Source organism: Halosimplex halobium (genome assembly GCF_051414055.1).
In the GTDB taxonomy this organism is placed as follows: Archaea; Halobacteriota; Halobacteria; order Halobacteriales; family Haloarculaceae; genus Halosimplex; species Halosimplex halobium.
The window spans coordinates 127,793-151,541 of the sequence record NZ_JBLKNX010000015.1; the positions used below are offsets into that span (position 1 = coordinate 127,793).

Below are 23,749 nucleotides of genomic sequence, written 5' to 3' on the forward strand. Positions count from 1 at the left end.
ACGGAGTTCGATGCGCCGTCCGGGAATTGAACTCGATGCCAGACCTCACTTGTGACGGCTCCGCCGTTCACATCGCGGTTCTCACCTCGTTCGAACCGCGACCGATCGGTCTGCCGTAGTTCAATTCCCGTGGCCGCGGCCGCGGTTCACGGTGGCGAGCACACGCTACGCGGTGCTCGCCGTATTGGTCACCCGAGGATGCGCCGTCCGGGAATTGAACCCGGGCTATTAGCTTGGGAAGCTAATGTCCTACCACTGGACCAACGGCGCTCCCTTCGGGTGGATGTGGCAGTCCCGATCACTTGAACGTAGCGCTTCGGTCGAGTGGACGGACGGTCACCGATCGGCGGCGACACGAGGGTATTAGTCGCACTCGTACGAACGGTTCGGTATGGCTACGACCGAGGATCTCGTCCGGGCGAGCGACCCGCTCGACATGTCGCTCTCGACCGACGAACTCGAAGCGCACCGCGAGCACGTCACCGAGTTCATTCGCGACCAGTACGAGGCCGCGGACGCCGACCGCGCGGTGATGGGCCTCTCGGGCGGCATCGACAGCACGCTCACCTCGCACCTGGTCGTCGAGGCGCTGGGCGCCGAGAACGTCCACGCGCTGGTGATGCCCAGCGAGGTGAATCGGGAGTCGAACATGAGCGACGCCGAGCGGGTGGCGAGCGAACTGCTCGACGTGGAGTACGACGTGGTGGAGATCACGCCCATCGCCGACGCCTTCCTCGACGCCTACCCCGACGCCGAGGGCGACAGGATGGCGACGGGCAACCTCTACGTGCGTATCCGCGCCGTGCTGAACTACCTCGTGGCAAACACCGAGGGCGGGCTCGTGGTCGGGACGGGCAACCGGACGGAGGCGCTGGTTGGCTACTTCACGAAGTACGGGGACGGCGCGGTCGACTGCCACCCGATCGCGAACCTCTACAAACAGCAGGTGCGCCAGCTGGCCCGCCACGTCGGCGTGCCCGAGGACCTGGCGGCCAAGGAGGCCAGCGCCGGCATGTGGGTCGACCAGACCGACGAGGGCGAACTCGGCATGGGCTACGACACGCTCGACTCGATCCTCGCGCTCCACGTCGACGGCCCGCTATCGGTCTCGGCGACCGCCGACCACCTCGGCGTCGACGCGGAGACTGTCGAGCGGGTCCGGGGACTGTACGAGCGGAGCAAGCACAAGCGGGCGGCGCCGCCGGGACCCGAGCCGCTGTACTGACGGCGAGAATGGCGGTTTTCGGGCGCTATCGCACCGGGTTCTCGGGACCGCGGCCGATGTACTCGGCGACGAACGCGCGGACCGTCTCGTCGTCGTACTCGTCCATCGTCATGCGCTTGGTCCAGGCGGTGAGGACGTACGCCGACTCGGGGTCGTCCTCGGGGTGGGGGACGGCGATGAAGCTCTGCCAGTTGCCGGTCTGGTTGTTCGCCCAGCCGCGCAGGTGCTCCTCGGCCTCGGGGGTCAGCTCGGCCGGGTCGTAGTAGACGACGACCGCGCCGTGTTCCAGCGAGTGGACGAGCGACTCCAGGGGCGGCTGCTCGGTGTAGAAGCCGGCGCTCTCCCACGAGCCGCCCCAGTGGGGGCCGCTGGTCGGGGGGACCCGCTCGTAGTCGATGTCGGTGCCCTGCTCGCGGTGTTCGAGGCCGTTGGACTCCTCGGTCTGGACCCCCGAGATGACCGACTGGTCGCCGCTGTCCGGCAGACCGCTCGCCGCGGCGGTCCCGCCCGACCCGCCCATGAGGAAGGTGACGTAGACGACCAGCCCGCCGGCGAGCGCGAGCAGGCCGACGAGGATCGCCGGGCCGAGCGGGATCCCGCCGTCGTCGTCGCCCTCGCGTTCGGCGACGCGCCGCTGGTCGATCGACCCCAGCTCCCCCTCGTGTTCGGCGGCGAGGTGGTCGAGGTACGCGTCCTCGCCGTCGACGGTCGCCCCGCAGTAGTCGCAGTCCGGCATTGGCCTCCTATGAGGGGCCACCGCTTTCGAAGGTTTCGGTTGTGGTGGTGGCGGACACGACCGTCGCCCGGTCGTCGCCCGGCAGCCGCTCAGAGCCGTCCGGTCACCGGCCGGAACGGCACGGTCGGCGGTCGACCGCGGACCGCCTACCGCTCGAAGTCGGCGTGCAGGTCGGCGAACGCCTCGGCCTCGCGGCGCTCCCGCTCGGCGCGGTCGGCGTCGTCGCGGAGCCGCTCCTTGAGAACGGCGAGCGCCGCGGGGTCGTTGGCGGCGATCTCGTCGGCGACGGCCCGCGGGTCGTCGACGACGCGGGAGACGAGTCCCGCCCGGAGCGCCTCGTCGGCGTCGAGCACCCGGCCCGAGAGGGCGATGTCCATCGCCTCGCCGAGGCCGACGACCTCGGGCAGCCGGTGGGTGCCGCCCCAGGCGCCGAACAGGCCGATCGCCGCGCCGGACTCGGCGAACGTCGCCGCGGGCGTCGCGACACGCACGTCGCAGGCCAGGGCGAGTTCGACGCCGCCGCCGCGGGCCGCGCCGTCGACCCCCGCGACGACGACCGACTCGCAGCCGGCGACGGTCGCCGCGACCCGCTGTCCCCGGCGTGCGAACCGCTCGGCGGCCTCGCGGTCGGGCAGGTCGGCGACCGCGTCGAGGTCCGCGCCGGCGCAGAACGCCGACCCGGCGCCGCGGAGGAGGACGACCGGCGTGTCGGCGTCCTCCACGGCGGATTCGAGGTCGTCGAGGGCCGCGGGGGTGAGGGCGTTGCGGCGGTCGGGGCGGGCCAGCGTGACGACGCACACCGCGCCGTCGTCGTCGGTCTCGATCACGGCGGACCCTCCGGCGGGGTCGGCCGGGTGGGCGTTCGCTCGGGGCCGAACGGGGGCTCGCCCGGGGTGTACGGGGCCATACCGGACCGTTGGGTGAGTCGTTTCCAAAGGTCTTTGCCCCTCCCACCGCTAGCCGACGCCAATGGAGGAAGCCGCGGCGGTCCGCGGGGCCGCGCTGGAGGCGGTGGGCGACGTCGAACCCGACCGCCTCCGCGAACGGATCCGCGAACGCCTCGAAGACGGGTCGATGGCACCCGGCGTACTGACGGTGTTGAGCGCTCGCGCAGTCACCGCGGGCGGGTCGGCGGACACGGGGTCGGTCGACGCCGACGCCGTCGCCGACCGCGGGGCCGGCGTCCAGCTCATCTACGAGGGGCTGCGACTCACCCGCTCGCTCTCCCGTGACCCGCCGTGGGAGCGCGACGGTGCCCTCGCCGGCGAGGACGAACGGACGGACGGCGGCGCGCCCGGCGGGAGCGCGGCGGACGGCGACCAGCGGACCGACGGCGTCGCGGCGCGCGAGGCCGGCGGCGGGTCGTCGGGAGGCGACCAGCGGGAGCGGACCGACGGCGGGGACGTGGCCGTCACCGACGGCGTGCCCGCCGGCCCGACCGCGACGGCGGACGCCGACGCCGCCGACATGGACATCCTCGTCGCCGACGTGATGGTCGCCCGCGGGTTCTACCTGCTGGCCCGCACGGAGGCCGCCGGGGAGGCCGTCGCTGTCGTCCGCTCGTTCGGCGGCGACCAGACCCGCCGGCGGACCACCGGCGACGACCGCCTCGACGCCAACCTGGAGGCCGACGTGTTCGAACTCGCCGCCGTCGCCGGTACGACCGCCGCCGGCGGGTCCATCACTGACGACCTCCGGCGCCACGTCGGGGCGCTCGGCCGCACCGAGGGCCGGCTCCCGGTCGCCGACTCGCTGTTCTCCGACGGGACGCCCGCCGCGCTGGCCGATCGGATCTGATCGGTCGCCGCGCCGTCCCCGACTCGCCGTGTGGCTCGCACGCACGGCGGGGGTGAATCGAAACGCCTAAAGACGAATCGCGGCAACTCGGAAACGCGCCTGGGTAGCTTAGAGGTAAAGCGCGTCCTTGGTAAGGACGAGAGCCCGGGTTCAAATCCCGGCCTAGGCTTACCGCGTTCCGATTCTCCGGAACATCCCGGCGCCGAGCCACGGCGCTCCCGTCACTGCTCGTCGAACGCACCGTCACGGAGGACCATCAGGCCCTCCGGCAGTTGTCCGAGCGTCGGCGCCGCGTCGGCGTGGGGGTCGAAGGCCGTGTAGGCGAACGCCTGCCAGAGCGCCCGCTCGGGGTAGGGCCGCTCCGACAGGTCGACGCCGACCGCCGTCGCCAGCGCAGCGTCGTCGAGTTCGCCCGCGGCGGTCGGCACCGGAAGCGGGTTCGACAGGTCGTCGAGGTCGAGCCCGAACGACGGGAACACCCGCGAGTCGGTCCCCGGTTCGGGGTGGTAGAGTTCGCGCCGACCGGGGTAGCGGACGACCAGTTCCGGCGCGACAGTCGTCTCTCCGTCGTCACCGGCCGGTTCGACTCGCTGTTCGGCGAGCCCGAACCGGCGGCGCTCGCCGGCCGGCACCTCGCGGACCTCCCCGGCGACGGTCAGTTCGACCACCGACTCGGCGACCGCGTCGACGCGGAGCTCCGGGGGGTCGTACGAGCGGACGCGGGCGGTCGTCGCGTCGCCACCGACGGCCCCGTCGACGACGACCATCGTCGCGTCGCCGTCGGGCGAGACCAGCGGCGGGACCCCCGCGGGGAGCGAGTCGAACGCCGCGAGGCTGTGGGTAGTCGCGCAGGCGACCGCCCAGTCGTCGAGGGGCCCCGACGCCGACAGCGCTGGCCGCCAGTAGAAGACCCGTGACCGGCCGTCGAGTTCGTAGGGCACCGCATCCGGGAAGAACCGGTTGGCCCGCCCCGTCGGCTTCAGGTCCGGGTGTTCGAGTTTCAGTTCGAGGTGGGGGACCCGGCGGACGACCGGCGACGGGACCCCGTCCAGCGAGACGCGCCGCCACTCGACGGTCGCTCGGTCGCCCTCGGCGGGGGTCGCCTCGTCCATCGAACGGTCGTAGACGCTCGCCGCGGGAAGGGCTCCCTCCGGAGATGTTCGGGCCGAATATGTCCGCCCACACCGTTACTTTTGGTCGGCCTAATACTCCGACGAGGGGAACCCGCTCGCCATGTCATCCGACACCCGGACGGCCGCCGAGGAGTCCGACCCGCTGTTCGACAGGTACACGCTGCCGAAGGTGGCGCTGTCGGTCGTTCTGGTGGCGTCGCTGGTCGGCACGTGGGTCACCGCGCGCCTCGGCGGCGCCGGCGTCGTGGTCGCCGCGGTCAAGTGGGCCTACTTCGTCGCCGCCGGCGTACTCACGGGCGGGTTCGTCTGGAAACACCTGTTCGTCCGCCCGGCGGATCTGGGCGAGGGCGCCGGGGAGTACTGCGTGGCGATGTACGACCGCTTCGACCGCATCGCCGCCGGCGCCGTCGCCGCCCTCGCAGTCGCCGGCGCTGTCGTCGTCCGGTCGTACCTGGCGGCGTTCGGCGCTACGCCGGCGGTCGCCGGGTTCGCCGCGCTGCTGACGGCCTGGCTGGCGCTCGCCGCCGCGACGACCGCCCGCAGCGGCCCCGTCGACGAGCGGTTCCGGAGTCCGCTCGGGCTGGCGACGCTGGGGCTGGGGCTGGCCGTCGTCGCGGCAACGGCCGTCGCCGAGGTGGCGCTGCGCGGGTTCGAGCCGGTCGCCGCGGGCGTCCGGGTGTTGCACCTCCTGGCCTTCGCCGTCTGGATCGGCGGGGCGGTCTGGAACATCTTCGTCGCCGTCCCGACCGGGAAGCGCCGGTCGACGGTCCCCGTCGTCCGCGCCGCCGGCGAGCAGCTGGAGCGGTTCCGCTGGGCGGTCCGGTTTATCATCCCGACGCTGCTTCTGAGCGGCCTCTACCAGGCCGTCGACGGCCTCGGGACGGCTCTGGGCACCTACCTCGGGAGCGCCGTCGGCCTCGCCGTCCTCGCGAAGGTCGGGACCATCGGCCTGCTCGTCGTCATCTTCAAACTCTGTCCGATGTGGCGGGCCTGCTCGCCCATCGAGGGCGTCTGCGAGCTCGACGACCTCGGCGGGGGCGGCGGTGGCGAGTCCGCGGCGGACGGCTCAGAGGTGACCGGCAGTGACTGACTCGACCCCCGAGAGCGCGCCCGACGTGGAGCCGGACATGACCGTCGACAACCGCGGCCGGGGCTGCGCCAGCGGGATCGCGGAGGTCCAGCGGGCGCTGGAGGATCTGGACGACGGCGACATACTGGTCGTCAGGAGCACCGACGGCCGCGCGACCGAGGAGTACCCGCAACTGGCCGAACAGACCTCCCACGAACTGCTCGCCATCGAGCGCGAGCGCGGCCGGCTGCTCCGCAGGGAGTACACGACCTACCTGCGGGTCCGCAGCGAGTGACCACGGGGCGACTGGAGACCGCCGAGCCGGCAGACGCGAAGCTATTCGGGACAGGTCTTTCGCGCCGCGGCGCGGTAGCCGGTAGCGATGACCGACGACTACGACGACCTGCCGCTGGTCTACTCGTGTTCGGGCTGTTCGAGCGCCGCACAGATGGCCAACGACCTCGCCGTCCGGCTGGACCGCGAGAGGGCCGCCGAGATGTCCTGTATCGCCGGCGTCGGCGGCGACGTGGGACCGCTCGTGGCGACCGCCACGTCGGGTCGGCCGACGCTCGTGATCGACGGCTGTCCGCTGGAGTGCGCCCGCGAGAGCCTCGAACGGCACGACGTGACCCCCGACAGCCACGTCAACCTCGCCGAGCGCGGCGTCGCCAAGGAGTACCACACCGACTACGACGACGAGCGGGCGGACGAGCTGTTCGCGGAACTCGTCGACGAGGTGGCGACGCTGGACGCGACCGCCTGACGGGTCGAAGACGGGAGAGAACGGCGTTACTTCTTCGGGAGCGTCGCGATGAACTCGTTCGGGCCGACGCGGTCGACCGTGTAGCCCTCGGCGTCGAAGTCCTCGATCTCGGCGGCCATCTGGTGGTACAGCGGCGTCGGTTCGTGGTCGTTGACCAGCGTCAGCGCCTCGCCGCTCTCGATGTCAGCGAACGCGTCGAAGATCGTCGGGTGTCGCTGCGGCGGCGGGATCTCGCGGAGGTCCAGTTGCTGTCCTGCCATTCCGTCCGGGCGGACGCGCCCGTCCCGCGAGTCGGTTTCCGGGAAGATATTCGCCCGGCGGGCGCCGCGGCTACGCGGAGTGGTCCGCCGTGACCGCCCAGACGGTGCTCTGGATCGACTTCCCGAGGAAGTAGCCGACGAGCGCCCACAGGACGGCCCGTTCCGGTCCCCGGAGGGCTACGCCGACGGCTCCACACGACGCCCCGAGGAGCAGTCCCGGACGCGCCAGCGACGACAGCGAGGGCACGGCAGGTCCTCGGACGGGCCGCGACGAGAGTCTTCGCCCGAACCGGTTCGGTCGAAACCGGCGGGAGGTGGTGGCCGACGGCGAGGGCGGCTGTCACCCGAAGTCAGTCCGGCAGGTCACGGACCACTTGCAGTCGGAGGTCTCGCGGAGTCGCTCGTAGAAGCGGCGCAGCCCCTCGGAGTCGGTCTCGGGGAGGACGTGCAGGCGGACGGCGCCGTCGCGGACCGTCACGCGGAACACGTCGGTCGTCCCCTCGTCGCGGACGAGGTACAGCGGCATGGGTAGCTCCATGAAGTCCCCCGAGCGGTAGGCGTCGGCCTCGAGGACCGCCGCGACGAGGTCGTCGAGGTCGCCGTCCGGGCGGTCGGACTCCGGTGTGAGGACGAAGACGGTCTCGCCCTCGTACTCGACGCCGCCGCCGCGGGGGTAGGTCCGTTCGGGTCGCCCCGGGATGGCGAACGAGGGGTCGCGCGCCGGCATGTGGTCGCCTCGCCCGGTGATACGGCGGCATGCCTTTTAAGCTCTCGCGCGGGGGCGGTCGCGCTCACCGCGGCGTCGCGACGACGCCGAGGTGGTCGTCGTGGTGGGGGGTCAGCCGATCGGTCTCCAGCACCTCGTAGGCCGACTCCAGTTCGGCGAGCGCGTCGTCGAACACGTCGGCGGGGTCGCGGGTCACGTCCTCGCTGCGGGCCTTGACGGCGAGCAGGAGCCGGCCGTCCTCGCGGAGGAACCGGGCGTTCGCCGTCGCCACCTTCGCCTGGCCGCGCGTGGCCACGTCCTGGACGATGGCGTCGACCGGTTCGACGACGTGGGCGTACGTCTCGGGCTTGCGCGCGTCCTTCAGCAGCGGGAAGAGGTTCCCCCGCGGCTCGGCGGCGTCGAGCAGGTCCCGCACCGGTCGGGCGGCGAACTCGACGCCGTAGGTCGGCCCGGCGAAGTCGGCGACGTGGCTGGCCGTCGTCCCCGACGCGGCGCCGAGGTAGAGGACCGTCTCGCCGCCGACGAGGCCGGTGTCCATCCCGAGTTCGAGCATCGCGCCGAGCTTCGAGCGGTCGGGGTTCCAGGCCCGGTACTCGCCGTCGGTCGGCTCGCCGTAGTGGGGCTCGCCGCGGGTCGCCAGCCGCTCGCTCCCCTCGAACGCGCGGCGCTCGACGCCCTCCGGGAGGTCGCTCACGCGTCGTCACCTCCGCTCTCGGCGCCGGTGGCGCCGTCCGCCCCGTCGTCGCTCTCCGACCCGGGACCGCCGTCGTTCCCGCGGATCGTCGCGATGCGCTCGTCGAGTTCGGCGTCGAGCTCCGGCTTGCGCTCGCCGCTGTAGTGGTCGACGCGGGCGGCGATGGTGAGCTTCCCGGCGAGCGCCCGCGCGGCCGACCCGCGCTCCTCGGGTCGCGTTCCGCGGACGTACTCGTGGGTGAAGATGACGCCGTGCTTGGGCGAGGGCGCCGACCCGCGGAGGTGGGCGAACAGCGCGTCCTCCGCGCCGAGCACCTGCACCGTGCTGCTGGGCTCTCTCGCCAGTTCGTCGAGCCCGCCGGCCAGGGATATCAGCCGCGCCGCCAGCACGGGCCCGGCCATCGCGGCGAGGTTCGGCGCCACCGACGGCGCCGTCTCCTCGACGTACGCCCGGAGTTCGTCGGCTTCGTCGGCCAGCGCGGCCGTCCGATCGGCGAGCGCGAGGAGCCGTGCCTCGCCGGGGTCGGCCGGTTCCGCCGGCTCGTCCGGGTCAGCCGGCTCCGCCCCCTCGTTCGAGTCCGAGTCCGACGAGTCCCCGTCACGGCCGGCCAGTTCGCGGGCGTAGTCGACGCCGGTTCCGGCGTCCTCGAAGCGCGTGCCTGCCCACTCGGCGACCCGCTCGGCGAGTTCGTTCGCCGTGCGCTCGCAGTCGTCCATGGCCCGGACCGCGTGGATGAGCTGTTTGTCGTCGGCGCGCTCGCGCTCGTGGACGCCCGCACGGGCGGCGGCCGTCGTCGCCTCGTGGAGTCGCTCGTAGTAGGCCGACTCGTCGGCGGCGAACCCCTCCTCGACGGCCAGGGCCGGCCAGTCGGCGGGCGACTCGGCGGACCCGTCCCGGACTCGCTCGGCGGCGGCCTCGGCGTCCCCGGGGTCGAGCCCCGCGAACCACCCGGCGTGTTCGGTCATGCCTCCGGGTTCGCCGCCCGGTCCAAAAAAGCACGCCGGTGTGGCACGCCTCGCGGTCACCTCCGCATCGCCTCGAAGGGCTGGTCGCAGGCGCGGCAGTAGTGCATCGAGCGACACAGCGACGGCCCTTTCGGGTGGTCGCGCTCCGTGGCCGTCGACCCGCAGTAGGGGCAGGCGACCGGCTCGTCGCCCCCGCTCCCGGCGTCGACGCTCGGGTCCGAGCCACGACCGCCGACCGCGCCGTCGCGCCGGTCGTCGCCCATCAGACGCTCACCCCGAACTCCCGGAGCGCCTCCCTTCCGTCCTCCGTGACCCGCTCCAGCGTCCACTCGGGCGACCAGACGAGTCGCACGTCCGCCCGCTCGACGCCCTCGGCGCTCGCGGCCGCCCGTTCGACCTCGTCGGTGAGCATCGACCGGGCCGGACACCCCGTGTAGGTCAGCGTCATCTCGACCGTCGCGACGCCGTCCTCGACGGTCACGCCGTAGATCAGCCCGAGGTCGACGACGCTGACGGGCATCTCCGGGTCCTCGACCGCGCGCAGCGCCGCCCAGACCCGCGATTCGGCGCCCGTCGCGTCCGCTCCCGTGGCCGGCAGTTCCCGCTCGTCACCGGATTTCGTATCGCGATATGTGGTGTACGCGCACGCCGTCTGACCCGGGTCGGTCCCGCCACCGTCGGCCGTGTGACCGTCCGAAGTGTCGAGATCCGGGTCGCTCACGCGTTCTCACCCCGGAGGCGGCGGACTTCGGTGCGGCCGAGTTCCCGGTAGGTCCCGGTCAGTTCGTCGTGGAGGCGCGGCCAGTGGTCGGTGTGGCTCCCGTCGCGACCGACGGCGGCCGGCAGCAGGTCGGCGGGGTCCTCCCCGGGGTCCAGCGGGACGCTCACGCCGTGGCCCTCCAGGAACGACCCGACCGTATCGAGCCACTGCCGGCGCATCGCCGACAGCGACTCCCCGCGGAGCCCGTGTTCCCGGATCGCCTCGCTCCGCTCGCCGGGTTCCCACAGCGTCAGCGCGTGGGGGACGAGTCGGTCGACCGCCGACTGCACCCTGTCCCGACCGTCCTCGTCGGCGCAGAGCCGTTCGATCCACGTCTGCGCGTGGTCGAGATGGTACGCCTCCTCGCCGCGGATCGTCTCGATCGGGTCGACGAGTTCGCGGACCCCGGACGCCGCGATCGTGTCGAGACGCAGGTCCTCGGCGGTGTCGTAGAGATAACCCCGGACGACCGCGTCGGCCCAGTCGCCCTCCGCGAAGGGCAGTTCGACGAGCGTGCTGTGGCGGAAGCGCCCGGGCTCGCGCTCCCAGACGAGTTCCCGTTCGGTGTACCCCAGTTCGCCGAGGGCGTCGAACCACACGCGGGCGTGGCCGAGTTCGTCCTGTGCGACGTTCGCGAGCGCCAGGTCCGACTCCAGCGTGGGCGCGACGACCTGCCACTCCGTGTAGCGCTCGGCGAGGACGAACTCGTCGTCGGCCAGCCGCCGGAGCAGCGCCTCCGCGGCGGCCCGTTCGTCCCCGTCGAGGGCGGCGAGCGGTCGCGGGTCGGCCATCAGTCGGTCCCCCCGGATCCCTCCGCTGCGGCCTGCTCGCGCTCGGAGTCGGCGACCTCCTCGGCGAACGTCGCGTCGACGTTGTACGTCGTCGCCCAGCGGTAGGCCTTGTCGGTCCGGCCGCCGAACGCGGCGTCGTCGGCGTCGACCTCCGTCACCTCCTCGCTCGGGACGACCCAGAGGCTCTCGGTCGTCATCCGGCGCCCGTGCTGGATCCGGGCGAACAGCGCCGCCAGCTCCCGGTCGGGGGCGTGCACGTCCCCGCAATGGCGGTGGTAGTCGCCCCGGGACTCCTGGCGGAACACCTCCCAGCGCACGGTCAGTCACCTCCGGCCGCGACGGCACCGTCGTCCGGGGCCCCGCCGTCGCTCGACGCCAGCGCGTCGCGCACCCACGCGGCGGCCTCCCGGGCCTTCGCCCGCCCGTCGATCTGTTCGCGTCCCTCGGGGTACTCGTTGTTCGCGATGGCGAAGAACTCCTCCCAGTCGAGGTCGTCCTCGACGACCTCGTAGTGGTCGCGGTCCTCGTGGTAGCGGATCCGGGGCTCGTCGGGGATCTCCAGGTTGTACTTGCGGGCCTTCGGGACGTACGCGTTGAGGAACTGGTCCCGGAGTTCGTCGTTGCTCATCGTCTTCAGCCCGACCTCGGCGGCGAAGTCGTGGTGGGTCGACTCCTCGTCGGTCGGGCCGAAGAACTGCAGGATGCGCGGCCACCACGTGTCGAACGCCGCCTGCAGCCGCCGCTGTTCGGCGTTCGACCCCGCGGCGAGTTCGCGCATGATGTCCTCGCCGTGTTTGACATGAAAGCCCTCCTCGAAGCAGATCTTGTCCATCGCGTGGGCGTAGGGCGTCCAGCTCGACCGCTTGAGCGTGGCCTGGCGTTTCATCGCCGCGCCGTCGACGAAGAAGGCGATCATCGGCGTCTCCGCCCACTCCTCCATCTCGTAGTGGAAGCAGTTGAGGAACTTCCCCTCGCCGCGAGCGAGTTCGTCGAGCATCTCCTCGCGGGTCTTGACCCCAAGAGCTTCCGCCGCGCGGTAGAGCAGCTGGCCGTGGCCGATCTCGTCCTGTACCTTGGCGCTGAACGCCAGCTTCCGGTCGATGCTCGGCGACTGCCGGACGAACGGCTTCTCCAGGTACGCGCCCATGATCTCGCTGTTGGCGTGGAACTGGAGCATCCGCGTCGCCGCCTCACGGTACTGGGCGGGCATGTCGTCGGCCGGCCCGAACTCCCGGGGGCCGGCCCGCGCTTTCACGGCGTCGATGTCCATGTCGAGGGCTACGATTCCGGCGCGGGTACGTATTGACCCGCTCATATCGTGGGTTTTTACGTTGGGAGAGAGTACCACGCACGGATGATCGAGGAGTGCCTGGTCGTCGAGTTCCGCGTGACGGGCGACGACTGCCCGCTCGCGCGCGCCTCGGCGGCGGCCGACGCGGCGGTCGACGCGGACCCGCCGCAGCTGCGGACCGACGGGAACGCGCTCGTCCGGGCGAGCGGCCCCGCGGAGGCGGGCGTGGCCGAAGCGCTCGACGCCGACGACCGGGTCCGCTACCTCCACGTCGCCGACGGGGGCGACCGCGAGACCTACCGCTGTCTCTCGAAGGCGCCCTGCGTCGTCCACGAGCTGACCGACGCGGGCTTTCTCGTCGAGTCGCTGTGCTACCGGGCGGGCGAGGAGCGCCACCGCGGCGCCGTCGTCGGCCGGGACGTGCTCCAGGGCGTCCTCGACGCCGCCGACGAGCGGGTCGGTGTCACCGTCGAACGCGCCTCGCCGCTCGGCTCCGACGGCGAAGTGGGCGTCGCCACCCACTGGAACCTCACCCCGGCGCAGGTCGAAGCAGTCGAGGCCGCCTTCGAACGCGGCTACTTTTCCGTCCCGCGGGAGGCCACTGCCGCCGACGTGGCCGACGACCTCGGGATAAGCAAGTCCGCCTTCCTCGAACGCGTCCACCGAGCCGAAGCGACGCTGTTCGACGGGATATTCCGGTGACGCGCCGCGGCGGGTTCCGGCCGATATCCCGGCCTGTAAACCACTGAATGCTATATCGATTCGGCAGTCCCGCTCGACGGCCGGACGGGCACCACGCGGTCGGAGACGGGACCGACCGATGAGCCTGCAGCGAGCGACGGGGTTCTGACAACTCGATTTCCGTTTTCGTCACGTTCAACGACCGAGAGTCGACCGCACGTTCGATAACATATATCATACCCCGGATCTTATAGGGCCGCATGGATGCCCCGGAGCCCGCGGGCCAGTGGTGGGCCGCGGAACAGACCTACACCGACGAGGTCGTCGGGACGGACACGCTCGCGGCGATGTTCGAGGCGGCCGCCGACCGCTACGGGTCGGCCCCCGCCCAGCGGTACAAGGGCGGCGTCTACGACCGCTCGCTCGCACCGGGTGTGATCCAAGCAGCGCCGGACGGCGAGTACGCGGCGATCTCCTACGAGGAGATGCGGTCGGTCGTCCGCCGGCTGGCCGCCGGGTTCCGCGAGTTGGGGCTGGAGGCCGGCGACCGCGTCGCCATCTTCGCCGAGACCCGCATGGAGTGGGCGCTCGCCGACTTCGCGGTACTGGCCGCCGGCGGGACGGTGACGACGGTCTACACCGACTCCTCGCCGAACCAGGTGCGGTACCTGCTCGACGACCCCGACGCGACCGGCGTCGTCGTCGGCGACGAGTCGCTGCTGGAGCGCGTCCAGGACGTGGAGGCGGACCTGGACCTGTCCTTCTCGGTCGTGATGGACGAGGCGGCGCCGGACGGCCCGGCCGCCGACCGCGACGACGCGCTGACGCTGGCCGAACTCCACGAGCGCGGCGACGAGGCGTTCGACCGCGAGGCCTACGAGGGGTGGATCGACGAGCGCGACCCCGACGACCTCGCGAGCATCATCTACACCTCGGGGACCACGGGCCAGCCGAAGGGCGTCCGGCTCACCCACCGCAACTTCCGGGCGAACGTCAACCAGTGTCGCAAGCGGATGGGGCCCCGGCCAGACAAGGGCGAGACGCCGGTCCTCGACGAGGACTCGCGGACCATCTCCTTTCTCCCGCTCGCGCACGTCTTCGAGCGGCTGTCCGGTCACTTCCTCATGTTCGCCTCCGGCGCGACCGTCGGCTACGCCGAGAGCCCGGACACGCTGCCGGAGGACCTGCAGCTGTTGAGTCCGACGACCGGCGCGAGCGTCCCCCGCGTCTACGAGCGGATCTTCGACAACATGCGCGAGCAGGCCAGCGACTCGACGGCCAAGGAGCGGATCTTCGAGTGGGCCGTCGGGGTCGCCCGCGACTACGCCCGCGCCGAGGGTCCGGGAGCGGTCCTCCGGGCCAAGCGCGCGGTCGCCGACCGGCTGGTGTACTCGACGGTCCGCGAGCGCATGGGTGGGGAGGTGGAGTTCCTCGTCAGCGGGGGCGGCAGCCTCAGCCGGGAACTCGCCGAGATGTTCCTCGGGATGGGGATCCCCGTCGTCGAGGGGTACGGCCTCACCGAGACGGCGCCGGTCCTCTCGGTGAACCCTCCCGAGGCGATCCGGCCGGGGACGATGGGGCCGCCGGTGACCGACGTGGACGCCCGCGTCGACGAGTCGGCGGTCGGCGACGACCAGTTCCCCGAGGCAGAGGGGCCGGTCGGCGAACTCGAAGTGACCGGCCCGAACGTCACCGACGGCTACTGGAAGGCCGAGGCCGAGACCGACGCGACGTTCACCGAGGACGGCTACTTCCTGACCGGCGACATCGTCGAGATCACCCCGGAGGGGTACCTCCGCTACAAGGACCGGCTGAAACAGCTGATCGTCCTCTCGACGGGGAAGAACGTCGCGCCCGGCCCCATCGAGGACCGGTTCGCGACGAGCGACCGGATCGACCAGGTGATGGTCGTCGGCGACGAGCGGAAGTTCGTCGGTGCCATCGTCGTCCCGAACTTCGAGGCGGTCCGGCGGTGGGCCGACCGCGAGGGGATCGACCTGCCCGCCGACGACGAGGCGATCTGTCGCGACGAGCGCGTCCGCGAGTGGGTCGGCGAGGCCGTCGAGGAGGTCAACGCCGACCTCGAACGCGTCGAGCGGATCAAGGCCTTCGAGCTCGTCTCCCGCGAGTGGACCGCCGACAACGACCTGCTGACCCCCTCGATGAAGAAAAAACGCCGGAACATCCGCTCGGTCCACGACGACGCAATCGAACGGATCTACGAGGAGCGCGCCGCCGCACCTGCCGAGTGACCCGACACGATAGCGAGCGCTCATACCTGTCACGCGGCTGAATGGGACGGTCGGATGACGTAATCGCTTTGCCGGACGACGCCGCAGGGGTCGACATGACACCGAGCGGCGGGCGATACGACGCGATCGTTCTCGGAGTCGGGGGCGTCGGGAGCGCGGCGACGTACCGCCTCGCCCGCCGCGGCGCCTCGGTTCTGGGGCTCGAACGCTTCGACGTGCCCCACGGCCGGGGCTCCTCGCACGGGCGGACGCGACTGCTACAGCGGTTGCTCGACGGCGACCCGGCGACGATGGCGCTCGCCGACCGGGCCCACGAGGCCTGGCGCGACCTCGAAGCGGAGACGGGCCGCGACCTGCTGACCGGGACGGGGTCGCTGGCGGTCGCCGTCGGCGGCGACGACCCCGTCGCGAGCGCCCGCCGCGCCTGCGAACGCCACGGCCTCGACCACGAGTCGCTGTCCGGCCCCGAGCTGTCCGAGCGGTACCCCGGCTACGATTTCCCCGACGGGGCCGAGGCGCTCTACCAGCCCGACGGCGCCGTCGTCGCCTCGGAACGCGGGGTCGTCGCGCACGTCGCCGCGGCGCTCGACGCGGGGGCGACGGTCCGGGCGCGCGAACGGGTCGTCGACTGGGAGGCGGTCGACGGCGGCGTCCGCGTCGACACCGACCGGGACACCTACTGCGCGGACCGGCTGGTCGTCACCGCCGGCGCCTGGGCGGCCCGGGCGGTCGACGCCCTCGACGGCCTCGTCGAACCCTGCCGTCACGCGACCGCGTGGTTCGCGCCGAGCGGCGACCGGTCGGTACCGCTCGCGGCCGGCCGAGCGGGGGAAGATGCCAGCGGCTCGCTCCCCCCGTTCGTCGCGACCGTCGACGGCGAGAACTACTACGGCCTCCCCGGCCGCTCGCTCCCGGGGATGAAGTTCGGCCGGGCGGACTTCCGCCGGACCGCGCCGGACGCGCTCTCCGACCCGACCCAGGCCGACGAGCGGCCGCTGCGGGCGTTCGCCGAGGAGTACGTCCCCGGCGCCGCGGGGTCGACGCTGCGGCTCTCGACCGGCCTCGTGACGAACTCGCCGGACGGGCGGTTCATCCTCGACACGCTCGCGGACGGCCGCGTCGCGGTCGCCGCCGGACTGTCCGGCCGGGGGTACAAGTTCGCGCCCGCGCTCGGCGAGGTCCTGGCGGACCTGACACTCGACGGCGGGACCGACTTCGACATCTCGGAGTACGCGCTCGACCGCTTCGACTGATCACTCGTCGGCCGACGGCGGCTCCTCCCCGTCTCCGGCCAGGGGATCGTCGGCCGGTCGGCCCCCGTCGGACGGTGCTGTCTCCGTTCCCCCGCCGTGACCGTCGACGGGGCCGAGCACGTCCCCGCCGCCGTCGTCCGGGCGGAACTCGTAGCGCGTCCCGCCGTCGAGGACGACGAACGTCCCCGAGTCGGTGTCCTCGACGACCCGCCGCTCGGAGTCGATGGCCACGTCGACCAGCCCCGCCAGCGAGTCGACGGTGACGACGCGGTCGTCGCCGGCGGGCGGGACCCGGCCCGTCGAGATCCACTCCGCGAAGGAGTCGCGGTCGCGGGCCAGTTCCATCGCCGCCCGCGTCTCCGGGTCAACGTCGAGGCGACCTGCCCGGTCGAGGTACGCGACGAGGCCGGCGCCGACGAGCCCGACCAGCGCCGCCAGCAGTCCGCCGTAGCGGGCCACCGGATCCGGTTCGACGGGGACGGCGACCCGTTCGGTGACGGGTTCGCGCCGCTGGCCGGCGGTCGTCGCGCTGACGGCGTAGGAGTCGCCTCGCGGCGTCACTTCGAGCGCGGCGGTTCGGTCGCCGGCGAACTCCTCGCCGGCGACGGTCGTCGACACCGCCGTGTCGGCGACCAGCCGGACCTGGACCTCCCCGCGCGAGGAGCCGAGCTCCCGGCGCACCCGCTCGGCCAGCTCAGACTGGGCGGTGACGTTGAACTCGTAGGGGACGGCGAACTCGTCCCCAGGCGACAGCGACGTGGTCCGTTCGGAAGCGACCCGCTCGCTCACTCGCCAGAGGACGCTCTCGCCTTCCCCGACCTCGACGGCGCGGACGACGAGCCGCAGGTCCGTCCGCACGGTCGCCGGCTCGGCGTCGCCGCTGTGACGGAAGACGTACGAGCCGTTGAGCGTCGGCGTCACCGACGAGAAGTAGACCGAGCGGTTGCGCAGGACCGCGCCGGCGTCGAACGCGCGGGTGTCCCGCTGGACGACGGCGCCGTGGCGCAGTTCCCCATCCGTGGTCCAGGTGGCGACCGTCCGCTGTTCGGTCGTCGTGTCCGGCCCGGTGAACGTCTGGGCGGCGACGAAGCCGCCGACGGCGGCGAGGAGGAGACAGACAGCGGTGACCGCGGCGACGTTCGACGCGATCCGAAGCCGGAGACGTTGACTCGTCGTGGCGTCGTCGGTCGGCATTGGTCATCGACTTGTCTCCAGATACTAAAAGAGTCCGTGGTGGGGGTTCAGGTCTTTCCACAGCGCTCGGCCGCGATCGCAGGCACCGTCTCGGTCGCTAGCTGCTCGTCAACACTGCACGTCGGATACGCCTTCCGAGATGTCCTCTTCGGATACATTCGATCCCGATGCGTACACATCACCGTTCGCGACGACCGACTGGGCATCGGAGTTTTGCTCCATCGTGACCGACCCGGATTTCGACTTCACAGAGCCGTTTATGTTCACGTTCTTCCCGACCGTGATGTCTCCGTCGGCGCAAATATTCCCGTTCAGATTACTGATGCCGGAAACGGTGACATCACCGCCCGCTTGAATACTGCTGGGTGGGTTGGTCGCACCGGAAACGGTCACGTTGCCGCCGGCGTCGACAGGACCGTTGATCGTCGTATTCTTTTTTATATCCACGTTTCCGGCGGCGGTGACGCCGTTGACACTCGTGTTCTTGTCTATCGTCACGTTCCCGCCCGAATCAATGGTTCCGTTGACGCTGGTGTTCTTCTGAACCTCCACGTCTCCACCAGAAGTGATGTTCTGGAGCGTCGCCTTCTTTTCGACGGTCACGCTCCCACCGGCGTCGATCGATCCGTTGACGTTCGATTTTTTTGTCACGATCACGTCGCCGGATACTTCGACATCTCCCTCGTCATCGCCCACTACTGTTCGAGTACCGTTTCCGTTCCCATTACCGTTGCCGGGGCAGCTGCGGGAGATGTCAAACGAGTACGAGGCGTCGCTCACTTCGACGGTGGATCCCTCCGCAGAGGTGACGGTCACCGTGGCGGTCGTCGTGCCCCCGCCGCTGTTGCCGTCGCACCACGCCGAGTAGGTGGTTGTGCCTCCATTGCCAGACACCGTATCGTCGAACGGAGTTGCCTCTTTGATTCCGGAACCGAGGGAGACAGACACGTCGAGCGAGGAGAGTTCCTGGTCAAAATTGTTCCGTATCTCCAGGATATTCGTCTCCTCTTTATTTCCCCGATTTTTGTTGTTGACCGTATTCCCGAGGTTCTCGATCTCCAGAAACGCCGTCTGTCCGTCCCCCGCTACGTCCACGCTGACGCTCCGGCCGGCCTCGACGGACTCGAACGCCGACGAGCCCAGTCCCATCGCGAGCGCGCCGCTCCCGATACAGGCCAGTGCCGCTCGCCGCGTCAACTTCTCACCCATGCTATCACCCTGTCGACCGCCCACCGCGCGACGGCGTCGGACCCACGACCGACACCGTCCGGGACTTACCCGTCAGTAGAGTAATTGTTAGTTAAATGTTTTTCGTTGCCGGTCGATATCAGAATGCCCGATTATCGGGGATATAGACTCTTTCGGGCGTTCTCTCGCTCTGAAGAAGCCTCTCTGAGACACAAGCTATTTATTTGAGAACAATATGGTATACAGTAACCGCCATTCAGGTGGGTGTGTGAAAATGAAAATGAATCGACGGCAAGCACTGATCGGTATCGGGTCACTGGCTGTGGGTAGCGGCGCCGCGCTGGGGAGCGGGGCGTTCACGAGTGTTGAGGCTGACAGGACGGTCACGCTTCAGACTGCGGGTGACGGGTCGGCGTATCTTCAGATGGATGGCGATGGCGAGTACGTCACCACCGCAGGAAGTGACAGCACCTTGGGTATTGACTTAGGGAATGTGAACCAGGACGATGGCTTCAACAAAAATGCGATCACCAAGGTCGCTGAGGTCGTAACAATCACGAACAATTCTGGCGACGATAGCGGCATCACTGTCGGCTTCGGTGGTCCGGACAGCCAGACCGGGTCACAGACGGTCACTATTGGAGATGGGACCGATCCGGTTGCGGATGTCACGTTCTATATCAACACGAACGGTGGCTACGACGAGAGTACAAACACGCCAACGTTGTCGGCTAACGGTGATAAAGCTCATCTTGATGTGAAAGTCGACACGTCCACAGTGGACGGTTCTTCAAGTAGCGAGACAGCGACGCTGACTCTGTCGGCAGATACGGTCTGACCAGCTCTGACGGGACTGGGATCGTTCAAACAGACGGCCGGTCGGGAGGGGAAGCGCTCGGATCGACAGATGGTGATACATCAGTGGTGGTATATGCAACGGCCGTCCGACAATGAATCAGACCGCTAATGCGGGCACGCGACTTTCTGCTATCCACGCAGATCTATCTCGACGGGGGAAGTCCCCATCAGAGATTACAATAAATCGGCCAGTCAGTGGACATCTTTTACCAGTACCGGACTGGAAACTGATTCCGTGTCGAAACAATCAACGGTGACCTCGCAGTGCGCCGCCTGTTGATTGTGTTCGGTGTTCTCGCGGCGTTAATGGGTGGTGGAGCCGCGACCGGAGCATTCACTGGCGGCGACCAAGCTATCGACGGCGTCTTCCTCGACCCGGCGAACACCTCGAACGGCGACGCCTACGCCGAAATAAACGACCAGGGCCAGCTCCGCATCGAACTCACGAACCTGAACGCGCAGGCGACGACGACGGTCGACGACGTGTTCACGATCTCGTCGACGAACCACCGGAGCCGGGTCTGGATCGAACACGACGCGGGCTCGGACGTGACCTTCTACCGCTCGGACACGGACACCTCGATCGGGGGCTCCGGCGACCGGGTCGTCCTGGGCGAGAACGAGACGGTTCCCGTCGGACTGCGGATCGACGCCGGGAGCGAATCGGTCGTCCTCACTCAGATCACCGTCCACGCGGAGATCAGACCGACGGCCACCGCGAGCCCGACGACCGTCGCGGCCGGTCCCGGACAGTCGACTCCGTCGCCGACGCCGGTCCCGACCGCGCCGCCGACGACGACCGCGACTCCGACCACGGAGCAACCGACGACCACGGCGGCACCGACGACGGCCGGTCCGACTTCGACCGACGGCGGTTCGACCTCGACAGACGACGGTTCGACGCCGACCGACGACGGCGGCTCGACGCCCGATGGGACGGCTGCGCCGCCCGAGACGACGGTGCCACCGACCACCGCACCGCCCACGACGGCGCCGCCGACCACGAGTCCGCCGCCGACGACCGCACCGGCCACGACGGCGCCGCCGGACGACGAGTCGCCGACTCCGACGGCGTCGACGCCGACGACCGAGCCCGACGAGGGGTCGCCGACCGCCACCGCGCCGCCGGTGACGACTGCGCCCCCAGAGGAAACGCCCGGAACGACGGCCGACCCCGGCGTGACGGTGTCGACGCCGGACGACGGCGACACGGAGATCGGCGGGCTGTCGCCGGTCCAGCTGGGCGGCGTCGTCGCCGCGCTGGCCGCGCTCGCGCTCGGCCTGTTCGCCTGGGGGCTGCTCGGCTCCTCGTCGTCGCTCGTCCTCGTCGCCGACGCCGGCGAGGGACTGGAAGTTCGCCCGCAGTCGCTCACCGCCGACTGGTACGACACCCGCGAGGACGGCTTCGCGTTCCGGTTCGCCGAGAGCGACCCGTGGGTCGAGGCGACCGGCGACGGGCCCGTGACCTTCGAGGGGGCGGCGACCGTGACCAACACCGGTTCGGGCGCCGCGCGGGTCACCGTCGCCGACGCCGAGTCGCTCCCCGGGGTCGGCCTCTCCGCCGAGGGCGTCGACCTGACCGGCGACGGGCTGGTCCTCGACGCGGGCGAGAGCGCGGACCTGACCCTCGAACTTCCCGCGGACTTCGACCCCGACGGCGAGGTCACCGTCCGGCTCCGCCGGACGCCGCTCGACTGAACCAATATCATCTCCGATTCTCTCCGGGCTCGATAAAACCTCGAAATGAGGCACTCAAACAGGATTTAGGCCGCATCTACCCGATTACTGGATCCCAAATATCGATATTGATATTTTCGACGAGCAGCTTTACAACGGGGGAGTCGAAGAGTCAGTCAGTGAACGATTCAGCGTCGGTGCGCCGGTCGGCCGCCCTGCGATTCCCGGCGGGGTTCGTCGAGCGGACGCGAGCGCTGGACCTGCTGGCGCTGCTGGCGGTCCCGGTCGTGCTGGTGGCGGCCTTCGCGCTCCCGGAGCCGGTCAGGCGCTCGCTCGCGTTCGAGTACACCGACCCGTCGGCCGTCGCCGCGTTCGCCTCCGCATACGTCCACGTCGGCCCGGCGCACCTGCTGACCAACGTCGGCGGGTACCTGCTGGTGGTGCCGACGGCGTACCTGCTGAGCGTCGCCAGCGGGCATCGACGGCGCTTCTTCCTCGTGTTCGCGACCGTCCTCGTCGCCTTCCCGCCGGTGCTGTCGTATCTCAACCTCGCCGCGGTCCGGACGGCGAGCGGCCTGGGCTTCTCCGGTGTCCTGCTGGCGTTCGTCGGCTACCTCGCCTACGCCGTCGCCGAGCACCTGGCCGTCAACCTCCGGGTCGGCCCGGCCGCGTCGGTCGCCCCGGCGCTGTTCTTCCTCGGGTTCGCGGTCGCGGCGCCGCTGAGCGTCCAGTCTGTGACCGTCGACCGCGCGACGGTCGCGCTCGGGACGGCCGGGCTCGTCCTCGCGACGCTGCTGTCGGCGCTGCTGTTCGCGCTGTCGGCCGCCGACGAGACCGACTCGCTGCGCCGCCGGCTGCGGTTCGCGACCGCCCGCCGCGGCTCGTTCGAACTGGCCGTCCTCTCGCTGGCCCTGTTCGTCGCCGTCCAGTTCGTCGCCTTCCCGCCGCGCCCGACGGCCGGGCCCGGGACCGTCAACCTCTACACCCACCTGCTCGGCTACGCGCTCGGGTTCATGGTCACCTACGTCAGCGTCCAGGTGTTCGACCGGCTCGACGCCGACCGCCCCGACATCGACCGGCCCGATGTCGACCGGATCGACGCCGCGCGGTCCGGCGTCGAGAGACCCGACACGGACCGGCTCCCCCGATGACCGGGTACCGTCGGAACGGCCGGCCAGTGGCGGCCCAGCGGCGCGACGAGCGGCCGAGACGCTTATGTCCGGGCGTTCCCGATCGGTGAGCGTGACGCTCCGGACCTACGCCGCGCGCGCCGTCGAGGTGGCGCTCGTCGTCGCGCTCGTCGCGCTGGTCGCCGGGGCGGTCGTCGGCCAGCCCGTCCTCCTGAGCTTCGTCGAGACGGGGAGCATGGAGCCGACCCTCGACGCCGGCGACGGGTTCGTCGCCGTGCCCGCCGTCCTCGCCGGCCCGCCCAGCGAGGGTGATGTCGTCGTCTTCCGGGCCCAAGAACTCCAGGGCGGCGGCCTGACAACCCACCGGATCGTCGACGAGACCGACCGCGGATACATCACCCGCGGCGACGCGAACCCGTTCACCGACCAAGACGGCGGCGAGCCGCCCGTGACCGAAGACCGGATCGTCGCCCACGCGCTACAGGTCGGCGGCCAGGTCGTTGTGATCCCGTATCTCGGGACGGCGATCACGAGCGTTCAGAACGCGATGATCGGGCTCCAGAACGCTATCGCGACCGCGCTCGGTGTCGACGCGCTGCTCGGTCCACAGGGCGTCGGGCTGGTGCTGTTCGGCGTCGGCATCGCGCTGTTCGGCCTCTCCGCGGTGCTCGGCCGCGTCGAAGGACCGACCCGCGACCGGCGCCGCGACCGCTCGCGCGGCGGTGCTCTCGACGCGCGGCGCGCGACGCTCCTGTTGCTCGTGGTCGTCCTGTTGCCGGCCAACGCGGCGATGGTCGTCCCCAGCGGCGTCCACGAGATGACCGTCGACGGCGACACGGTCGCGGCCGCCGAGGGCGTCGACCCCGGCGAGCAGGCCGCCTGGGAGTACACGGTCCGCAACCGCGGGTTCGTCCCGGTCGTCGTCGTCTTCGAGTCGACGGACCCGACCGTGTCGATCCCGCAGTACCGCCGCGCGCTGGGCCCCGGCGACACCCGCGAGCTGTCGATCGGCGTCGCGGCGCCGCCGCCCGGCGAGACGCGCACCGGGACGGTCCGCGAGTACCGCTACCTGCTCGTCCTCCCGCCCGCGGTCATCGAGGCGCTGCACGACGGCGGCCCGCTGCTCGCGTGGACGACGATCAACGCCGTCCTCGCGGGCGCGCTCCTCCTGCTCGTCTCGAAGACGGTCGGCTTCGGCCGCGTCCGCACCGGCGGAGCCAGCCGGGTCTCGCTGTGGGTCCGCCTGCGGCGCCGGTTCGGGTGAGAATTCGGTGATGAGAGACAGGCGTGGGTCGGGAGTCGCCC

27 protein-coding genes and 2 tRNA genes are annotated in these 23,749 nt (G+C 70.8%); 13 read left to right on the forward strand and 16 right to left on the reverse strand.

Features of this window, described 5'->3' with window-relative positions:
* Positions 1–199: 199 nt before the first annotated feature.
* Positions 200–270, reverse strand: a tRNA-Gly gene (locus tag ACMGFG_RS16450).
* Between the two features lie 121 nt (positions 271–391).
* On the opposite strand from ACMGFG_RS16450, the gene ACMGFG_RS16455 reads away from it, so the two are divergent.
* On the forward strand, positions 392–1,225 hold the full coding sequence (locus ACMGFG_RS16455; protein WP_436931407.1) for an NAD+ synthase: 834 nt from the start codon (positions 392–394) through the stop codon (positions 1,223–1,225).
* Between the two features lie 25 nt (positions 1,226–1,250).
* On the opposite strand, the gene ACMGFG_RS16460 is transcribed toward ACMGFG_RS16455, so the two are convergent.
* Together ACMGFG_RS16460 and ACMGFG_RS16465 are read right to left on the reverse strand one after the other, a co-directional pair.
* Complete coding sequence (locus ACMGFG_RS16460) at positions 1,251–1,961, reverse strand: thioredoxin-like domain-containing protein (RefSeq protein ID WP_436931408.1); 711 nt, start codon at positions 1,959–1,961, stop codon at positions 1,251–1,253.
* Between the two features lie 146 nt (positions 1,962–2,107).
* On the reverse strand, positions 2,108–2,788 hold the full coding sequence (locus ACMGFG_RS16465; RefSeq protein ID WP_436931409.1) for an enoyl-CoA hydratase/isomerase family protein: 681 nt from the start codon (positions 2,786–2,788) through the stop codon (positions 2,108–2,110).
* Positions 2,789–2,930: 142 nt separating this feature from the next.
* Here ACMGFG_RS16465 and ACMGFG_RS16470 point away from each other — a divergent pair, with 142 nt between their 5' ends.
* Together ACMGFG_RS16470 and ACMGFG_RS16475 are read left to right on the forward strand one after the other, a co-directional pair.
* Positions 2,931–3,758 carry a DUF7114 family protein gene (locus tag ACMGFG_RS16470; RefSeq protein ID WP_436931410.1) on the forward strand — a complete coding sequence of 276 codons (828 nt, stop codon included), beginning with the start codon at positions 2,931–2,933 and terminating at the stop codon, positions 3,756–3,758.
* Positions 3,759–3,855: 97 nt separating this feature from the next.
* Positions 3,856–3,927 (forward strand) — tRNA-Thr (locus tag ACMGFG_RS16475).
* A gap of 52 nt (positions 3,928–3,979) precedes the next feature.
* On the opposite strand, the gene ACMGFG_RS16480 is transcribed toward ACMGFG_RS16475, so the two are convergent.
* Positions 3,980–4,870, reverse strand: coding sequence for a hypothetical protein (locus ACMGFG_RS16480; RefSeq protein WP_436931411.1), 891 nt, complete (start codon positions 4,868–4,870; stop codon positions 3,980–3,982).
* A 121-nt stretch (positions 4,871–4,991) separates the two neighbouring features.
* Here ACMGFG_RS16480 and ACMGFG_RS16485 point away from each other — a divergent pair, with 121 nt between their 5' ends.
* The 3 genes from ACMGFG_RS16485 to ACMGFG_RS16495 all read left to right on the forward strand — a co-directional run bounded on the left by ACMGFG_RS16485 (position 4,992) and on the right by ACMGFG_RS16495 (position 6,723).
* The gene (locus ACMGFG_RS16485; protein WP_436931412.1) at positions 4,992–5,981 is read left to right on the forward strand and encodes a hypothetical protein; all 990 of its coding nucleotides are present in this window, start codon (positions 4,992–4,994) and stop codon (positions 5,979–5,981) included.
* Positions 5,974–6,255, forward strand: coding sequence for a sulfurtransferase TusA family protein (locus tag ACMGFG_RS16490; protein ID WP_436931413.1), 282 nt, complete (start codon positions 5,974–5,976; stop codon positions 6,253–6,255). The genes ACMGFG_RS16485 and ACMGFG_RS16490 overlap by 8 nt, the downstream gene beginning before the upstream one ends.
* An 87-nt stretch (positions 6,256–6,342) precedes the next feature.
* On the forward strand, positions 6,343–6,723 hold the full coding sequence (locus ACMGFG_RS16495) for a putative zinc-binding protein (RefSeq protein ID WP_436931414.1): 381 nt from the start codon (positions 6,343–6,345) through the stop codon (positions 6,721–6,723).
* A 26-nt stretch (positions 6,724–6,749) separates the two neighbouring features.
* Here ACMGFG_RS16495 and ACMGFG_RS16500 read toward each other — a convergent pair whose 3' ends face one another.
* The 10 genes from ACMGFG_RS16500 to paaA form a co-directional block, all read right to left on the reverse strand.
* Complete coding sequence (locus tag ACMGFG_RS16500) at positions 6,750–6,983, reverse strand: DUF2249 domain-containing protein (RefSeq protein ID WP_436931415.1); 234 nt, start codon at positions 6,981–6,983, stop codon at positions 6,750–6,752.
* A 70-nt stretch (positions 6,984–7,053) separates the two neighbouring features.
* Positions 7,054–7,230 carry a hypothetical protein gene (locus tag ACMGFG_RS16505; RefSeq protein ID WP_436931416.1) on the reverse strand — a complete coding sequence of 59 codons (177 nt, stop codon included), beginning with the start codon at positions 7,228–7,230 and terminating at the stop codon, positions 7,054–7,056.
* Positions 7,231–7,323: 93 nt separating this feature from the next.
* Positions 7,324–7,710 (reverse strand): hypothetical protein, encoded by a 387-nt coding sequence (locus tag ACMGFG_RS16510; RefSeq protein ID WP_436931417.1) that lies wholly within the window; start codon positions 7,708–7,710, stop codon positions 7,324–7,326.
* 64 nt (positions 7,711–7,774) lie between these two features.
* Complete coding sequence (locus ACMGFG_RS16515; protein ID WP_436931418.1) at positions 7,775–8,404, reverse strand: fibrillarin-like rRNA/tRNA 2'-O-methyltransferase; 630 nt, start codon at positions 8,402–8,404, stop codon at positions 7,775–7,777.
* Positions 8,401–9,369, reverse strand: coding sequence for an NOP5/NOP56 family protein (locus tag ACMGFG_RS16520; protein ID WP_436931419.1), 969 nt, complete (start codon positions 9,367–9,369; stop codon positions 8,401–8,403). The genes ACMGFG_RS16515 and ACMGFG_RS16520 overlap by 4 nt, the downstream gene beginning before the upstream one ends.
* Before the next feature lie 56 nt (positions 9,370–9,425).
* The gene (paaE, locus tag ACMGFG_RS16525) at positions 9,426–9,632 is read right to left on the reverse strand and encodes a 1,2-phenylacetyl-CoA epoxidase subunit PaaE (protein WP_436931420.1); all 207 of its coding nucleotides are present in this window, start codon (positions 9,630–9,632) and stop codon (positions 9,426–9,428) included.
* Positions 9,632–10,090: a 1,2-phenylacetyl-CoA epoxidase subunit PaaD gene (gene paaD / locus ACMGFG_RS16530; RefSeq protein WP_436931421.1), complete on the reverse strand. Its 459-nt coding sequence runs from the start codon at positions 10,088–10,090 to the stop codon at positions 9,632–9,634. Before paaD ends, paaE begins: the two co-directional genes overlap by 1 nt.
* Positions 10,087–10,920, reverse strand: a complete 834-nt coding sequence (gene paaC, locus ACMGFG_RS16535; protein WP_436931422.1) for a 1,2-phenylacetyl-CoA epoxidase subunit PaaC — start codon at positions 10,918–10,920, stop codon at positions 10,087–10,089. Before paaC ends, paaD begins: the two co-directional genes overlap by 4 nt.
* Positions 10,920–11,237 (reverse strand): 1,2-phenylacetyl-CoA epoxidase subunit PaaB, encoded by a 318-nt coding sequence (gene paaB, locus ACMGFG_RS16540; protein ID WP_436931423.1) that lies wholly within the window; start codon positions 11,235–11,237, stop codon positions 10,920–10,922. Before paaB ends, paaC begins: the two co-directional genes overlap by 1 nt.
* A gap of 2 nt (positions 11,238–11,239) precedes the next feature.
* Positions 11,240–12,190 (reverse strand): 1,2-phenylacetyl-CoA epoxidase subunit PaaA, encoded by a 951-nt coding sequence (gene paaA, locus ACMGFG_RS16545; RefSeq protein WP_436931424.1) that lies wholly within the window; start codon positions 12,188–12,190, stop codon positions 11,240–11,242.
* 84 nt (positions 12,191–12,274) lie between these two features.
* On the opposite strand from paaA, the gene ACMGFG_RS16550 reads away from it, so the two are divergent.
* From ACMGFG_RS16550 to solA, 3 genes are all read left to right on the forward strand, one after another.
* Positions 12,275–12,913, forward strand: coding sequence for a helix-turn-helix domain-containing protein (locus tag ACMGFG_RS16550; protein WP_436931425.1), 639 nt, complete (start codon positions 12,275–12,277; stop codon positions 12,911–12,913).
* A gap of 239 nt (positions 12,914–13,152) precedes the next feature.
* Positions 13,153–15,144 (forward strand): AMP-dependent synthetase/ligase, encoded by a 1,992-nt coding sequence (locus ACMGFG_RS16555; RefSeq protein WP_436931426.1) that lies wholly within the window; start codon positions 13,153–13,155, stop codon positions 15,142–15,144.
* 95 nt (positions 15,145–15,239) lie between these two features.
* The gene (gene solA / locus ACMGFG_RS16560) at positions 15,240–16,397 is read left to right on the forward strand and encodes an N-methyl-L-tryptophan oxidase (protein ID WP_436931427.1); all 1,158 of its coding nucleotides are present in this window, start codon (positions 15,240–15,242) and stop codon (positions 16,395–16,397) included.
* Here solA and ACMGFG_RS16565 read toward each other — a convergent pair whose 3' ends face one another.
* Entirely contained in the window at positions 16,398–17,591 is a 1,194-nt protein-coding gene (locus ACMGFG_RS16565; RefSeq protein WP_436931428.1) for a DUF5305 domain-containing protein, read from the reverse strand.
* A gap of 108 nt (positions 17,592–17,699) precedes the next feature.
* Positions 17,700–18,800 (reverse strand): hypothetical protein, encoded by a 1,101-nt coding sequence (locus ACMGFG_RS16570; RefSeq protein ID WP_436931429.1) that lies wholly within the window; start codon positions 18,798–18,800, stop codon positions 17,700–17,702.
* A gap of 259 nt (positions 18,801–19,059) precedes the next feature.
* On the opposite strand from ACMGFG_RS16570, the gene ACMGFG_RS16575 reads away from it, so the two are divergent.
* From ACMGFG_RS16575 to ACMGFG_RS16590, 4 genes are all read left to right on the forward strand, one after another.
* Positions 19,060–19,617, forward strand: coding sequence for a hypothetical protein (locus tag ACMGFG_RS16575; protein ID WP_436931430.1), 558 nt, complete (start codon positions 19,060–19,062; stop codon positions 19,615–19,617).
* Positions 19,618–19,943: 326 nt separating this feature from the next.
* Positions 19,944–21,335, forward strand: a complete 1,392-nt coding sequence (locus tag ACMGFG_RS16580) for a hypothetical protein (protein WP_436931431.1) — start codon at positions 19,944–19,946, stop codon at positions 21,333–21,335.
* A gap of 158 nt (positions 21,336–21,493) precedes the next feature.
* The gene (locus ACMGFG_RS16585; RefSeq protein ID WP_436931432.1) at positions 21,494–22,465 is read left to right on the forward strand and encodes a hypothetical protein; all 972 of its coding nucleotides are present in this window, start codon (positions 21,494–21,496) and stop codon (positions 22,463–22,465) included.
* A gap of 91 nt (positions 22,466–22,556) precedes the next feature.
* On the forward strand, positions 22,557–23,708 hold the full coding sequence (locus ACMGFG_RS16590; protein ID WP_436931433.1) for a signal peptidase I: 1,152 nt from the start codon (positions 22,557–22,559) through the stop codon (positions 23,706–23,708).
* The last annotated feature ends 41 nt before the right edge of the window (positions 23,709–23,749 follow it).